At 57.4% G+C, this 14,107-nt stretch carries 12 protein-coding genes; 9 read left to right on the top strand and 3 right to left on the bottom strand.

Annotated features, from left to right (window positions below):
* Nucleotides 1-411: 411 nt before the first annotated feature.
* Nucleotides 412-1,086 (bottom strand): RraA family protein, encoded by a 675-nt coding sequence (locus tag QRN85_RS05770; protein ID WP_113170704.1) that lies wholly within the window; start codon nucleotides 1,084-1,086, stop codon nucleotides 412-414.
* 29 nt (nucleotides 1,087-1,115) lie between these two features.
* A complete protein-coding gene (locus QRN85_RS05765) occupies nucleotides 1,116-2,138 on the bottom strand; it encodes a hydroxyacid dehydrogenase (protein ID WP_284756889.1) in 1,023 nt (340 codons plus the stop codon).
* A 131-nt stretch (nucleotides 2,139-2,269) separates the two neighbouring features.
* On the opposite strand from QRN85_RS05765, the gene QRN85_RS05760 reads away from it, so the two are divergent.
* The 5 genes from QRN85_RS05760 to QRN85_RS05740 all read left to right on the top strand — a co-directional run bounded on the left by QRN85_RS05760 (nucleotide 2,270) and on the right by QRN85_RS05740 (nucleotide 7,245).
* Complete coding sequence (locus QRN85_RS05760) at nucleotides 2,270-2,965, top strand: IclR family transcriptional regulator (RefSeq protein WP_062590081.1); 696 nt, start codon at nucleotides 2,270-2,272, stop codon at nucleotides 2,963-2,965.
* Between the two features lie 51 nt (nucleotides 2,966-3,016).
* Complete coding sequence (locus QRN85_RS05755) at nucleotides 3,017-3,976, top strand: tripartite tricarboxylate transporter substrate binding protein (RefSeq protein ID WP_062590082.1); 960 nt, start codon at nucleotides 3,017-3,019, stop codon at nucleotides 3,974-3,976.
* Nucleotides 3,973-4,434, top strand: a complete 462-nt coding sequence (locus QRN85_RS05750; RefSeq protein ID WP_062590083.1) for a tripartite tricarboxylate transporter TctB family protein — start codon at nucleotides 3,973-3,975, stop codon at nucleotides 4,432-4,434. Before QRN85_RS05755 ends, QRN85_RS05750 begins: the two co-directional genes overlap by 4 nt.
* 31 nt (nucleotides 4,435-4,465) lie before the next feature.
* Complete coding sequence (locus QRN85_RS05745; protein WP_113170703.1) at nucleotides 4,466-5,974, top strand: tripartite tricarboxylate transporter permease; 1,509 nt, start codon at nucleotides 4,466-4,468, stop codon at nucleotides 5,972-5,974.
* Between the two features lie 86 nt (nucleotides 5,975-6,060).
* Complete coding sequence (locus QRN85_RS05740; protein ID WP_113170702.1) at nucleotides 6,061-7,245, top strand: alpha-hydroxy acid oxidase; 1,185 nt, start codon at nucleotides 6,061-6,063, stop codon at nucleotides 7,243-7,245.
* 148 nt (nucleotides 7,246-7,393) lie between these two features.
* Here the strand turns inward: QRN85_RS05740 and QRN85_RS05735 are convergent, their stop codons facing one another.
* Nucleotides 7,394-9,460, bottom strand: a complete 2,067-nt coding sequence (locus QRN85_RS05735) for an ATP-dependent helicase (RefSeq protein WP_113170701.1) — start codon at nucleotides 9,458-9,460, stop codon at nucleotides 7,394-7,396.
* A gap of 344 nt (nucleotides 9,461-9,804) precedes the next feature.
* Between QRN85_RS05735 and QRN85_RS05730 the strand changes: the two genes are divergently transcribed.
* From QRN85_RS05730 to QRN85_RS05715, 4 genes are all read left to right on the top strand, one after another.
* Nucleotides 9,805-11,598: a YbhB/YbcL family Raf kinase inhibitor-like protein gene (locus QRN85_RS05730; protein WP_113170700.1), complete on the top strand. Its 1,794-nt coding sequence runs from the start codon at nucleotides 9,805-9,807 to the stop codon at nucleotides 11,596-11,598.
* Between the two features lie 34 nt (nucleotides 11,599-11,632).
* On the top strand, nucleotides 11,633-12,733 hold the full coding sequence (locus QRN85_RS05725) for an alpha/beta hydrolase (RefSeq protein WP_062590088.1): 1,101 nt from the start codon (nucleotides 11,633-11,635) through the stop codon (nucleotides 12,731-12,733).
* A 23-nt stretch (nucleotides 12,734-12,756) separates the two neighbouring features.
* Nucleotides 12,757-13,302 carry a DUF4142 domain-containing protein gene (locus QRN85_RS05720; protein ID WP_062590089.1) on the top strand — a complete coding sequence of 182 codons (546 nt, stop codon included), beginning with the start codon at nucleotides 12,757-12,759 and terminating at the stop codon, nucleotides 13,300-13,302.
* Nucleotides 13,303-13,546: 244 nt separating this feature from the next.
* Nucleotides 13,547-14,032 carry an MgtC/SapB family protein gene (locus tag QRN85_RS05715; protein ID WP_062590090.1) on the top strand — a complete coding sequence of 162 codons (486 nt, stop codon included), beginning with the start codon at nucleotides 13,547-13,549 and terminating at the stop codon, nucleotides 14,030-14,032.
* Nucleotides 14,033-14,107: the final 75 nt, after the last annotated feature.

Here is a 14,107-nt window from a genome sequence, read left to right as displayed (position 1 = left end):
TTACTAAAGTAGAAATTGCATTTATGTGGGCGCCCAGGTCGTCTTACTCCAAGGCGTTTGGTGCCTTGCAAGGGTCAGTGGGATCAGATCATTGCAGTCGGCAAGGCAGTCCAACGGAGTGCCGAAGGGTTGAGAGAGGCGGTATCGGCCGACTGACAGCCGCGAGTGCAAGGCCGTGAAGAATCTCTGTGAATTGGAGATTTTGGGCGAAAGGCTATGGAAGCAGCACAGCTGCAATTCTTGAAATGCCGCTGAGCAGCCAAGCCAAATGGGCGAAGTAGACTATTCATACTCCGAAGAAGGATTCTTTGCTTCGCCAAAGAAATTGAAGTGGGGGGCTGCGGTTTGAGCCCTTTCAAGGGCTAGGAGCATGAGTGGCTGAGGCGTGGATATTTCCACGCCTCGAGCTTTTCAAGCTTCGATGAAGCAGCCGAGCCGGGCCAGAGAGGCATCGACCCAAGCACGATCATTTTTGCCCAGTTTGATGTTTTCCATCTGCTTCGTTTCGGCCGCATGCTTTTTCGAAGCGGCTTCGAACACGGTTTCGACTGAGGCAAGCGGGACGGATAGAAGACCGTCGGCATCGCCGCAAATGAGGTCGCCGGGTTCGATGACCATGCCGTTGATAGCGATGGGTACATTCACTTCGCCGGGGCCATCCTTGTAAGGGCCGCGATGGGTTACGCCTGCGGCAAAGACGGGGAAGGATCCTGCCAGCAGTTCTTCGCTGTCCCGAATGGCGCCGAAGATGACGATGCCGCCGAGGCCGCGTTGGGCCGCGTGCGCAACCATCAATTCGCCGATGATCGCATTGCTAAGATCACCACCGGCATCAACGACGACGATGTCGCCCGGCTCGGCGATGTCGAGGGCCTTGTGAACCATCAGATTGTCGCCGGGGCGGGCTTTGACAGTCACGGCTGCGCCGACCATGCGCGGGCCGGTATAGAAAGGACGCAGCGGCGCGCCGCCAGCCGTCATGCGCGACATGACATCGCTGACATTGGCGACCGGGAGCGTTCTAAATTTGTCGACCCAGTCAGCGCTGACATTCTGCTTACGCTTGCAGACTCTGAAACCTAACATTTCAATTCCTCCGTATTGTGTTGGGTGGGTTAGTTCTGTTCGAGGTTCTGGTTGGCCAGTGCACGCCGGTCGAACGGCACGCCGGTGAGCACATCGACAATGTGCTGTGCGCTCTGCACGGCCATGTTGCGCAGCGCCGAACGGCTCGCGCCGCCCACATGGGGGGTGGCGATAAGGTTTGGCAGCCCCCAGAACGGATGATCCTGTGCCGGGGGCTCCTGTTCGAAGCTGTCGAGCGCGGCCCCTGCGATGCTTCCTTCTTTCAAGGCCTCTAGCAAAGCAGCTTCGTCAATCACGGCACCACGTGATGTGTTGACGATGAAAGCGGCTGGCTTCATCAGCTTCAATCGCTCGGCATTGATGAGATGATGCGTCTGTGGCGATAGAGGGCAGTGCAGGCTAACGATGTCGCTTTCTGCCAGAATGTCCGTCAGCTCGCGGCTAACTCGCGTGCCGTCCGCGTCCTCTGCAAATGGATCGTAGGCGCTGGTTTCCATGCCAAGCCCTTGGGCAAGCTTGGCGGTTCTGCGGCCGATTTCACCAAAGCCGATAATGCCGAACTTTGCGCCAGCAAGGTCGCGACCGACATATTTTGTCTTTGGCCAGGCACCGCCTTTGACCGTGTCGCTCAGCGTGCCGATATCTTTCATCAGCGTTACAGACAGGGTAATCGCCAGTTCCGCGACCGATTGGGCATTGGCAGCAAGCGCGCGCAGCACGGGGATGTTACGGGATGTTGCGGCATCCAGATCGATATTGTCTACGCCGCTACCGTGTTTCGCGATCACGCGAAGACGCGGCGACGATCCGATGACCAGATCGTTTATCTGCCCCTGGCGTACGAGGATGGCATCGACTGCGTTGGTCCTTGCGATGTCGGCAAGATTTCCAGAACCGCTATAGCCATCGGCGTAAATCGTCTCGATTCCATTTTTTTGGAGAAGTTCCGTAGCTTCGGGCGCCAGTTGCGCGCCTGTGACGAGAACCTTGTGACCTGTGGCAGCCGCCGCGGACGGGTTTGCGGTCGCCGCCGCCCTATTGATTTTGCTCACTAAAACCTCCCGAATTTCGGTGCGTCGCTGCGCATGGGAGCGACGGTTGACGAATCCTCATTATCGGGTATTGTACTAAATGAAAAGGTGTTGTACTCAGTACAACGCTTTTTTACGGGAGGTTAAGACCAATGCCAGGCAATTCTTCAGGTGTTGCAGCTGTTGAACGGGCTGTTTCGATGCTGGAAGCTTTCACGGATGTCGACTATGCGTTGACGCTGGGTGAGCTTGCGCGTCGCACTGAACTCGACAAATCCACGGTCCTTCGCATTGCGCGTTCGCTCGCCAAATCCTCCATGCTCGTCCGCAATGAAGATGCCAGCTGGCGGCTCGGCCCCAAGCTGGTGCGTCTGGGCGGGCTGTATCAATCGACATTCAAATCTTCCGCCGTTGTTGAGCCTTTGCTTGCTCAAATCAGCGATGAGAGCGGCGAGAGCGCTGCCGTCTATATCAAGGAAGGCGATGTGCGCGTTTGCCTTCATCGCCATGATTCAACGCAGTCGATCCGCCATTCCGCCCGTGTGGGCGATACGATGCCGCTGGATCGCGGTGCGCCGGGTCGCGTCATTCTGGCGTTCACCGGTGTTTCCGGAAAAATCTACGATGACATTCGCGCCCAGGGCTTTCACGTCACCATCGGTGAGCGCGATCCGCAGGTCGCCAGCATCGCCGTACCCATCTACCGTGAAGGTCAGGCCCTGTTCGGTTCTCTGGCCTTGACCGGCCCGCCATCGCGTTTTGGCGATGAGGCCATATCCAAAAATCTCGAAATTCTCCGCGTTGCCGCTCGCAAGCTGAGCACCGCGCTTGGAGGAAATCCCGGCTAGTATCCGAGCGGGCGCCGGGCCTGCACAGCGTTCCTTGGGAGGAGCATATCGATGAATATGATGAGGATTGCAGCTTTGGCAGCCGGTACCTTGCTGGCGACAATCGGTTCTGCACAGGCTGAATGGCCTAAAGATCGGCCAATTCAGATGATCGTCGCCTTTGCACCGGGCGGAAGCACCGACGTCATGGCGCGTGCCATGCAGCCCTATCTCGAAAAAGAACTCGGCGCAGACATTGTGATCGAAAACCGTCCGGGTGCGTCGGGCGAAATCGCCTATACCGCCTTGGCAAAGGCCAAGCCGGACGGCTACACCTTCTCCTTCATCAACACACCAGGCTTCTTGTCCATGCAGGTGCAGAGAAAGCTGGGTTACGATCCGAAGACCATCAAGCCGGTTGCGCGCATCGTCGATGATCCGGCAGCTATCGTCGTTCCCGCGGCATCGGACATCAAAACTCTGGCGGATTTCGTCGCGGCCGCAAAGGCAAAGCCCGGTGCGGTTTCATTCGGCTCATCGGGCATCGGCACGGATGATCACCTCGCAATCATCATTCTGGGATCGGAATCCGGCACGACGATCACCCACATCCCTTTCAACGGCGCTGGTGAAACGCGCACGGCCATCCTCGGTGCACAGGTTACCGGTGGGGGTCTCAATGTCAGTGAGTTCGGCGGAAACGATACGTCGGGTCTGCGTATGATCAACACATTTGGAAAAGAGCGCTCGCCGCAGCTTCCAGACGTACCGACTGCCATTGAGTCCGGTTTCAATGTCGAGATGACATCAGAGCGCGGCATCGCCGCTCCGCGTGAGGTACCGGCTGAAATCACGGATCGTTTCGCTGCGGCCATCAAGGCAACGCTCGACAATCCGGAATTCCAGAAACAGGCCAAGCAGATGGCCTTGCCACTGGCCTATCTCAGCGGACCTGATTGGGAAAAGGAAATGCCGACACGTCTCGCCCGTTTCCAGAAAATCTGGGATACAACACCTTGGGTGCAGCAATGAGCACGGAGCCTGCAGTCAAAGGTCGGGACCATCCCGATATGCTGGCGGGCGGCGTGATGATATTTCTGGGAGCGCTTGGCCTTTGGGCCGCGCGCGACCTGACATACGGCACTCCGGCGATGATGGGCCCCGGGTTTCTCCCGAAGTCGCTGTGCGCCATCATTGCGCTGATTGGTGCGGTCGTTCTCATCAAGGGTTTGTCCAAACCCCAGGAGGCGTTGGACGCGATCAACCCCAAGCCGCTCATCATTCTGGTCGTGGCCATTGCAGGGTTCGCCTTTGCAGCAGAGCGTTTCGGCTTCGTACCGGCGACCATCTGGTTGCTGGTCGTCGGAAGCCTTGCCGACCCGGAGTCGCGCTGGAAAGAGATTTTTATCTCGACCGCCGTGCTCACCTCTCTTGGCGCGCTCCTCTTCGTTTACGGACTTGGCGTTCAGATGCCTATCTGGCCCTTCTGATTGCCTGTCCTGACTTGATCGGATCATTTCGATGGCATTTTTCGACGTACTCATGCTTGGCTTCTCGGAGGCCCTGACACCCACCAACCTGATGTTCTGTTTCCTCGGCGCGCTGCTGGGAACGCTGATTGGCGTGTTGCCCGGCATCGGACCAACTGCAACCGTGGCAATTCTGCTGCCGGTTACTTTCTTCCTGCCGCCGCTCGGCGCCTTGATCATGCTCGCGGGCATTTTCTACGGGGCTCAGTATGGCGGATCGACAACGGCTATTCTGGTCAATCTTCCTGGCGAGGCCTCGGCGGTTGTGACCGCGATCGACGGTTATCAAATGGCCAGAAAGGGCAGGGCGGGCGCCGCCCTTGCCATCGCGGCACTCGGATCTTTCTTTGCCGGTACTGTGGCAACCATTGCACTGGCGATTGCCGGCCCAACGCTGTCTTCCTTCGCCCTGTCCTTCGGACCGGCCGAATATGTGGCGCTGTGTATCTTCGGTCTGCTCGCCGCCACCATTCTGGCTCATGGTTCGGTGGTCAAGGCCATCGGCATGGTGTGCCTGGGCCTCGTGCTGGGCATGGTCGGTATCGACGTCAACAGCGGGTCGGCCCGCATGACATTTGGATCGACCGATCTTTATGACGGTATCGATTTCGTCGTTATCGCGGTCGGTCTGTTCGGCATTGCGGAAATCGCCACAAACCTTGAATCCAAGGAGGTTCGCGGTGTCTTGCAAAGCAAGATCGGCAGGCTTTGGCCGACCCGCGAAGAATTCAAGGATAGCTGGGCGGCCGTGTTGCGCGGCACCGGTGTCGGCACCATCCTGGGCGTTCTGCCGGGTGGTGGCGCAACCTTGAGCGCGTTCAGTGCCTATTCGGTCGAAAAACGTATTTCCAAGACGCCGGAGAAATTCGGTCACGGCGCTATTGCAGGTGTTGCAGGGCCGGAAGCTGCGAATAATGCGGGTGCGCAGTCTTCGTTCATACCGCTTCTGACACTTGGCATTCCGTCCAACTCGATCATGGCCATGATGCTGGGTGCAATGACCATTCACGGCATTACGCCCGGCCCATCGGTCATCCAGAACCAGCCGGAATTGTTCTGGGGTCTCGTCGCCTCGATGTGGCTCGGCAACGCCATGCTGCTCGTCATTAACCTGCCGCTCATCGGTCTTTGGGTAAAGCTGCTGCAAATCCCTTATCGCCTGATGTATCCTGCCATTCTGCTGTTCTGCTGCGTCGGTGTGTACAGCGTCAGCAATCGTGGTTTCGATGTGGCTTTGGTGATCCTGTTTGGCATCTTGGGCTATGTTCTGCGCAAGGCGAAATGCGAACCGGGTCCGCTTCTGCTGGGCTTCGTTCTAGGTCCGCTTCTGGAAACCAACCTGCGCCGCGCCATGCTTCTGTCGCAGGGTGACTGGCTGGTCTTCTTCGAGCGCCCCATCAGCGCGGTGCTTCTGGCCGTGACAGCGCTGATGCTGCTGACCCTGATCCTGCCAACCATCCGCAAGAACAGAAAAGCCGCCTTCGAAGCGAGCGAAGACTGACAGAGGGGCGCCGCGAGGCGCCCTTTTCGCTTCGGTAGGGAAAAGAAATTGACCTGCGTCGGCATGATGCAATCTGTGAGCTATCCATGACATTACCTATTCCCGGCTTTTCGTCTGCTCGCCGTCTGCGCGGCGTGCTCTCTCTGGACGATTTCGAGAGCCTTGCGCGACGCCATCTGCCAAAGCCGCTATTTGGCTATATTGCCGGGGCCAGCGAGACCAACGCCTCGCTGCGACAGAATGCTGCTGCGTTTCAGGACATCGCTTTGCTGCCGAGGGTGCTGCGAAATGTCTCGGGCAGAACCACAAAGACCACCTTGTTGGGCGAGGAGTGGAACGCCCCCTTTGGCATCGCACCCATGGGCATCAGTGCCTTGATGGCCTATCGGGGAGATCTCGTCTTGGCGAGAGCAGCGCAGGATGCCGGTATCCCCATGATCATGAGCGGTTCGTCCCTGATCCGGCTTGAGGAGATCGTCGAGGCGGCGCCCCGATCATGGTTCCAGGCCTATCTTCCCGGTGAGCCGGATCGGATCGATGCGCTGATCGACCGCGTCGCATCGGCGGGGTATAAAACACTCGTGCTGACCGTCGATACCGCCGTCCTGGCAAATCGCGAGAACAACATCCGAGCAGGTTTCTCAACACCGCTACGACCAAGCGCTCGTCTTGCCTGGCAGGGATTGAGCCACCCGGCATGGAGCATCGGCACCTTCGGTCGCACGATCCTCAAGCATGGCATTCCCCATTTTGAAAACTCCTATGCCACGCGCGGTGCGCCTATCCTTGCGTCCAACGTGATGCGCGACTTTGGTAAAAAGGATCATTTGAGCTGGGACCATCTCAGCCGGATCAGGGAGAGGTGGGCTGGAAATCTGATCGTGAAAGGCATTCTTCATCCCGAAGATGCGGCCATTGCCGTACACCGCGGAGCAGACGGTATCATCGTCTCCAACCATGGCGGCAGGCAACTGGACGGTGCCATCGCGCCACTGAAAGCACTTCCGGCAATAGTAGATAAGGTGGGGCCTGGGACAGTTGTCATGATCGATGGGGGATTTCGCAGAGGCACCGACGTCGTAAAAGCGCTGGCCCTCGGTGCTAAGTTTGTTTTCGTCGGCAGACCGTTTCTATACGCGGCGACGGTTGGTGGCCAAGCCGGTGTGGCAAAGGCTGCCGCTATCCTTATGGATGAGCTTCATCGCAACATTGGCCTGCTTGGTCTCACGGGAATTGACCAATTGTCTTCCGCGGTCATCGAGCAGCAATAAGTCGACCAGGCATTGCTGTCTCTTCCTAACCGCCTGCCAGCCATAATGCGCTGCCAGAATTTCGACGGTATGAAGCACCGGGTCGTCGTTGCGCCTGCGTTGACGTGCGGCAGTCGGGCGTGGTTTGGAAGCGACGCATTGGTCGCCCCTATTTCCACATGCCGCGCATGCGTGCGCCGACATCAATGCGGATTTGCTGGGCACTGCGTTCAGACGCTGCGGGTGAGACTTTCGGCCAGGCCATTGGTTCGAAATACTGCAACAGGGTCGCCGGGATGAACCGGCTTCTGGCAGCGTAAACATGCCGATCGCCCTGCGAGTTCTGACCGTGGGTGAAAAACCGCTGCGGCGTAATCAGCGACAGGCTGTCCTTGGCACGCGTCATGCCGACATAAAGCAGGCGTCGCTCTTCTTCGAGTTCCTGCGTCGTTCCGGTGCCGAGGTCCGACGGTATGCAGCCATCGACGACGTTGAGCATGAAAACGGAGCGCCATTCCTGCCCCTTGGCCGAATGGATGGTCGACAGGATGAGGTAGTCTTCGTCGAGCAGCGGGACACCCGCCTGATCGCTGGTCGCATCCGGTGGATCAAGCGTCAGTTCAGTCAGGAAACGCTCTCGGGAAGGGTAGCCGCTGGCGATTTGCTCGAGTTGCAGAAGGTCGGCCTTGCGCGTGTCGGCATCTTCATGGATGCGATCAAGATGCGGTTCGTACCAAAGACGGGCCTGCGCGATATCCGATGGCCAGCCTTCATGGGTTTTTCGAAGGCCGCCCAACAGTTGAACGAAGGACGTCCAGTCCTCCCCCGTCTTAAGTGGCGGCGGAATTTCAGCAAGCGCCAAGAGCGGTTCGGGGTCGGATGCGATCGTGTCGAGAATGGTGCCAGCTTTCTTGGGACCAATGCCAGGCAGCATCTGCAGAAGACGGAAACCGGCCACCCGGTCACGGGGGTTCTGGGCGAAACGCAGGACTGCCAGCATGTCCTTCACATGGGCACTGTCGAGGAACTTCAGGCCGCCGAATTTGACGAAAGGAATGTTGCGGCGGGTGAGTTCTACTTCAAGCGTGCCGCTGTGGCTGGAAGTGCGAAACAGCACCGCCTGCTGCTTCAGCGTCATCCCGACCTCGCGGTTTGCCAGCACCTGCTCAACGATGAAATTCGCCTGTTCGGTTTCGTCCTTGACGGTCACGAGTTTCGGTCGCTCCAGCGACTCCCGTTCCGTCCACAGGTTCTTGGTGAAACGCTCGCGCGCAAGCTCGATCACGCCGTTGGCTGCTGCCAGAATGGGCTGGGTCGAACGGTAATTGCGATCGAGCGTGATGACGTCCGCTGCCGGACTGAACGATGCCGGGAAGTCGAGAATGTTGCGAACTGTTGCTGCCCGAAACGAATAGATTGATTGTGCATCATCACCTACGACGGTCAATCCCCGTCCGCCGGGCTTGAGCGCCATCAGGACAGACGCCTGCAGCTTGTTCGTGTCCTGATACTCATCCACCATCACATGGTCGAAACGACTGCCGATATCGTCGGCGAGTTCGGGATCGCTCACCATCTGCGCCCAGTAGAGCAGCAGATCATCGTAATCGAGCACGTTCTGCGCCTGCTTTGCCTCGACATAAGCTCCGAACAGTTCCTTCAACTGTTCCTCCCAAGAGGCGACCCATGGATAGTGCTGGCGAAGAATCTCGTTTAGCGGTGTCTCCGAGTTAACGGCGCGCGAGTAGATCGAGAGACAGGTGCCCTTGGTCGGGAAACGGCTTTCGGTTTTGGAAAATCCAAGCTCGTGGCGCACGAGGTTCATCAGGTCGGCGCTGTCTTCCCGGTCGTGGATTGTGAAGTCGAGATTGAGACCGATCTGCTCGGCATACATCCGCAGCAGTCTGGCACCGATCCCATGAAACGTACCCGACCACGCAAGCGCGTCAGTCAGGACGGCAGCATTGGCACCCAGAACATTGCGGCAGATACGCTCGACGCGGCGGGCCATTTCCGAGGCGGCCCTGCGCGAAAAGGTCATGAGCAGAATACGGCGCGGGTCGGCACCATTGACGATAAGGTGCGCCACACGATGCGCCAGTGTATTCGTCTTGCCGGAGCCCGCCCCAGCGATGATCAACAATGGCCCCGCTGCGTTGCCCTCAGCCAGCCCAACGCCATGCTCGACGGCCTTGCGCTGCTGCTCGTTCAGTTTTTCCAGATAGGCAACCGCCATCCCGTTTTCCTTGATGTGTGCCTACTTTGAATTCGGCATGGAAGAATCCTCTTAAATCGAGAGTGACGCTTCAAAATTGCCTTGCGAACAAAGTAAGAACTATCAGGTGGCAGAGATATTGAAAAGTCCTTCATTAGCATGACGCGATAGTCGTCAGTCTTACGGGTCGAAGCTTTCGTGTCAGCCTTCAGCGACGTTTGAAGACCACATCGCAAGTGCTCTTCACACCATGGGCATTGTAGCTGTTCGGGAGGCAGCGTACGTCTGTCATTGGCCAGCACAAATCACAGGAACTTTGAAGAGTCTCGCATGTTCGGCATGTGAAGTCTTTGGAGGAATACCTAATGATACGTCGTGTTACCGGCGCTGCGTCAATTTTCGCAGCACTTCTTGGCTGCAGTGCGTCTTACGCCCAGCAGGGCGATGGAACTGAAGTCCAGATCACTACAAACGTTTTCAAGCCCAATAAGGTCGCTGCGACGAGTGAGCGGATTGGTGAGTTGAAGGTGCCCGACGGCTTCTCCGTGAAGCCATTCGCCCAGGGCCTTGGCAATAGTCGCATTATCGAGGTCTCCGACAAGGGATTCATCTATGTCAGCCGTCGGGAAGAGGGCGATGTGCTGCTCCTCAAGGACGAGAATAACGATGGCAAGTCCGATGGCGCGCCTGTCCAGGTCGTGTCCCGCGCACAGGCGCATGGGCTGGCAATCAAGGATGACAAACTCTACCTTGTCACCGTGAAAGAGGTCTTCGTTGCCGACATCAATGCCGATGGAACGCTTAGCGAACTTGAGATGATCATCGGCGATCTGCCGGATTCCGGCCAGCATCCAAACCGTGTTCTTTCATTCGGCCCTGACGGAATGCTGTACATAAGCGTCGGCTCTACCTGCAATTCCTGCAACGAAAGCAATCCTGAAAACGCAACGATCATTCGCGCGACGCCGGATGGCAAGAGCAGAACGATTTTCGCGTCAGGCCTGCGCAACACGATTGGTTACGATTGGCAGCCGCAGACTGGCGAACTCTGGGGCCTGGATCATGGCATCGACCTGATGGGCGACGAGGTTCAGGCCGAGGAACTCAACAAGATCGAGCAGGGCAAGCAATATGGCTGGCCGCATGTCTATGGCGCGGGTGACATATATCCACAGTCCACGCCAGTTGGCGGTGTGACAAAAGAGCAATGGCGCGATCAGAGCCAGCCGATGGTGATCGGTTACACGGCGCACGCGGCGCCCATGCAGATGAAGTTCTATAAGGGAACGGCCTTTCCAGCGGAATTTGCGGGAGATGCTTTCGCTACCATGCGGGGATCATGGAACCGAAACCCGGCATCAGGTTACGAAATTGTCCGGGTTCACTTCGAAAACGGTCAGCCCAAAACCATCGAGCCGTTCCTGACCGGCTTCCTGACGGATGGCGGCAGGACGCATTTCGCCCGTCCGGTCGGCCTTGCCGTCGCTAAAGACGGCTCGTTGTTGATGGCGGATGATGCCAACGGCGTCATTTACCGGATTGCCTATACGGGCGAAGCCAAAAAAGCAGAGACCGCACCCACGGCCCCCGCCGATGTTATGGAAGCACAGGCGAAAAAAAGCGCAGATGTGCCATTGGCTTTGAAGCGGCCCGAGACGGAGTCCGAGGGAAAGATCACCGTCTCCACAGATGCTTTCTCGAACAATGCAGCAATGCCCACGAGATACAGTGAATATGCTGATGGCGTTTCGCCTGCGCTTCGCTGGAGCGCTGTGCCAAAGGCTGCGTCTTACGCCATCATCATGGAAGATCCTGACGCTTCGCCGCTCAAGCCCTTTGTCCATTGGTTGGCGTGGAACATCCCCGCGACAGTGACGATGCTTCCAGAAGGCTTGCAGGAACAGCTTCGCCTCGTGGAGCCGGAGGGTGTTTTGCAGGGTCGCAACACATCTGGAACACACGGTTATTTCGGACCAAAGCCACCTGCGGGTGACAAGCCTCATCACTACCATATCCAGGTCATCGCACTCGATTCCATGATTGATCTGCCACCGACGTCCGACCGCGATGCGCTTTTGGCTGCCATGTCTGGCCATGTCATCGGAAAGGGTGAGGTCGTCGGGACTTATCAGCAGAAGATCGAACCACCCAAGCAATAACAAAATGTCACACCGTAGTTTCAAAGGAAATCTTATGCCTATCTCACGTACTTCCATCGGCGCCGCGAGCCTTGCGGTCCTCTTGCTTTCTTCTTCGGCATCCGTATGGGCCCAGCAGCCCGCCCCGGCGCCAGCCCAACCGGCTCAGCAGACGCAGCCGACTGAACAGGCGAAGCCCGATGCCCAGATGCAGGCTGTCCTGGACGCGCTGAAGGGGCTGGATGCCAAACCCTTTTCTGGCCTGACCGTGCCGCAGGCCCGCACGCAGGCAAGTGCCGCCGATGCCGCGCGCACGGTGCAGCGGGACAAAAAGATATCGCCGATGCCAGAGGCGGGTGTTGCGACAAAGGATATTGCCATTCCGAGTGCCGGCGGCGCGTTGCCAGCCCGTGTCTATGTTCCCGAAGGCAAGGGGCCATTCCCTGTCGTGCTGTACTTCCACGGCGGTGGCTGGGTCGTGGCTGATATCAATACCTATGATGCGACGCCAAGAGCGCTTGCACTTGGTTCGAAAGCCATCGTTGTTTCTGCAGATTATCACCATGCGCCAGAGAGCAAGTTCCCGGCGCAGCATGACGATGCCTGGGCTGCCTACGCGTGGACCGTTGAAAACATTCATACTTTGAATGGTGACGCCAAGCGGATTGCTGTTGCGGGTGAAAGTGCCGGCGCCAATCTGGCCGCCAATGTTGCTCTGATGGCGAAGGAAAAGAAGACAACGATGCCGGTGCACCAGTTGCTGGTCTATCCAATCGCTGGCAACGACATGAACACGCCGTCCTATCAGGAAAATGCCAACGCGGCACCGCTCGGCAAGGCCGATATGGAGTGGTTCGTTTCGCATGTCTTCGCGTCCAAGGATGAGACCGCCGATCCGCGGATCAATCTCGTCGGTCGCAATGACCTTGAGGGACTGCCATCTGCAACCGTCATCACTGCGCAGATCGACCCGTTGCGTTCTGAAGGACAGGCCTATGCCGATAAGTTGAAGGCAGCGGGCGTGATGGTAAATGCGCTGAATTACGAGGGCGTGACCCACGAATTCTTCGGAATGGCCAAGGTGGTGAATAAGGCGAAGGACGCTGTCGATGCTGCCAATGCCGACCTCACGAAAGCATTTTCCAAAACGAAGTGATCGCGTCACAAAGGACCATAACTATGAAATTTTCAAATCTATCCTACCTCGCATTATCCGCTGCCCTTTTGAGCCAGCCGCTCATGGCGCAGGAACAGAAGCCAAAACCTGCTGGCGATGCCGCACCCATGATGGTCATGGACCGGCCAACCTTCGTCAGCGTCGTCTCGAGCTCCAACGAGTTCGAGATCAAGTCCAGCGAACTGGCTTTGCAGAATGCGGAGTCCGGCGATCTCAAGGACGCGGCAAAGATGATCATCGCCGACCACCAGAAGGCGGGTGCTAAGCTCAAGGGTATCTTGGATAAAAAGGGAGAGCCATTGCCATCCCCGATCGTCCTTGCACCCAAGCAACAGAAGATGATGGATCAATTGCAGGCTGCCAAAGGCAAGGACTTCGACACGCTTTACCTCGACATGCAGGTGCAAGCACACATGGAGGCGATTGCGCTGTTTCGAACCTATGCAGGGTCCGGTGACGACCAGACCGTCGTTGGGTTCGCGAAAGAAACTCTACCCAGCCTTGAAACGCATCTGTCGCACGTGAAGATGGCCAGCGCCAAGCACTAACACTGCAGAAATGCCCCACTGACGAGCCTATGCCTTCGGCGGTCCTTAGCAAGCCGCTCGAAGGCATTTTCCTGTCAGCCGATAAGCGCCAAGCCGTAGCGACCTCGTCGCAGTGAAGTGTCGTGGCCACTCAATAATCCGGCTAAGAAAAATCCACCCCAAATTCGGAACCCGCCTTTTCGGACCGAGTTGAATGCAACGACTATCTATTACGTCCGGAATCGGTTGAAGCGGAGGGATTCATTTGAATGATTGGCTCTTATCAGTTGGCGTTGAACTAAACTTCTTCCCGCATCTGATTGCATTGTTGGTGGCATATGTTCTGGCGCTCCCAATTGGTTGGGACAGAGAGCAGAATGAGCGAAGTGCGGGATTGCGGACATTTCCCTTGGTCGCGATTGCAGCCTGCGGCTTCATACAGGCCGCAGAGACGATAACTCTTGGCAATGCTGAGGCAACAGCCCGTGTCGTGGAAGGTCTCATCAATGGCGTCGGTTTCATCGGGGGTGGCGCGATCCTCGTCGGTAAAATGGGAACGCGGGGCACAGCGACAGCGGCCAGCATCTGGGCTACGGGCGCCATCGGTGCCGCGGTTGGGCTAGGCTCCTATGATACTGCCATTGTCCTTTCGATCGTTACCTTTTTGACACTTCGGGTGATGACGAACTTCAAGTCCCCGGCAAACCCGGTTCGCCTTCAGGCCGATAAGACGGAGGATGAAGGACATTGACGACGACCTTTGCCCAGAAAAGCGCTTAAGCAACTCTTGAGCTTTTTCGGATAAGCTTTTTTTCAGATGAATTCA

This window comes from Agrobacterium sp. fls2-241-TYG-188a (assembly GCF_030209845.1).
This window is presented reverse-complemented; position numbering and strand designations above follow the sequence as displayed.

What these genes read in the sequence shown, in the direction of transcription:
- QRN85_RS05770 (WP_113170704.1), bottom strand. Translation starts at nt 1,086, where the DNA reads ATGTTAGGTTTCAGAGTCTGCAAGCGTAAGCAGAATGTCAGCGCTGAC.
- QRN85_RS05760 (WP_062590081.1), top strand. Translation starts at nt 2,270, where the DNA reads ATGCCAGGCAATTCTTCAGGTGTTGCAGCTGTTGAACGGGCTGTTTCG.
- QRN85_RS05755 (WP_062590082.1), top strand. Translation starts at nt 3,017, where the DNA reads ATGAATATGATGAGGATTGCAGCTTTGGCAGCCGGTACCTTGCTGGCG.
- QRN85_RS05750 (WP_062590083.1), top strand. Translation starts at nt 3,973, where the DNA reads ATGAGCACGGAGCCTGCAGTCAAAGGTCGGGACCATCCCGATATGCTG.
- QRN85_RS05745 (WP_113170703.1), top strand. Translation starts at nt 4,466, where the DNA reads ATGGCATTTTTCGACGTACTCATGCTTGGCTTCTCGGAGGCCCTGACA.
- QRN85_RS05740 (WP_113170702.1), top strand. Translation starts at nt 6,061, where the DNA reads ATGACATTACCTATTCCCGGCTTTTCGTCTGCTCGCCGTCTGCGCGGC.
- QRN85_RS05735 (WP_113170701.1), bottom strand. Translation starts at nt 9,460, where the DNA reads ATGGCGGTTGCCTATCTGGAAAAACTGAACGAGCAGCAGCGCAAGGCC.
- QRN85_RS05730 (WP_113170700.1), top strand. Translation starts at nt 9,805, where the DNA reads ATGATACGTCGTGTTACCGGCGCTGCGTCAATTTTCGCAGCACTTCTT.
- QRN85_RS05725 (WP_062590088.1), top strand. Translation starts at nt 11,633, where the DNA reads ATGCCTATCTCACGTACTTCCATCGGCGCCGCGAGCCTTGCGGTCCTC.
- QRN85_RS05720 (WP_062590089.1), top strand. Translation starts at nt 12,757, where the DNA reads ATGAAATTTTCAAATCTATCCTACCTCGCATTATCCGCTGCCCTTTTG.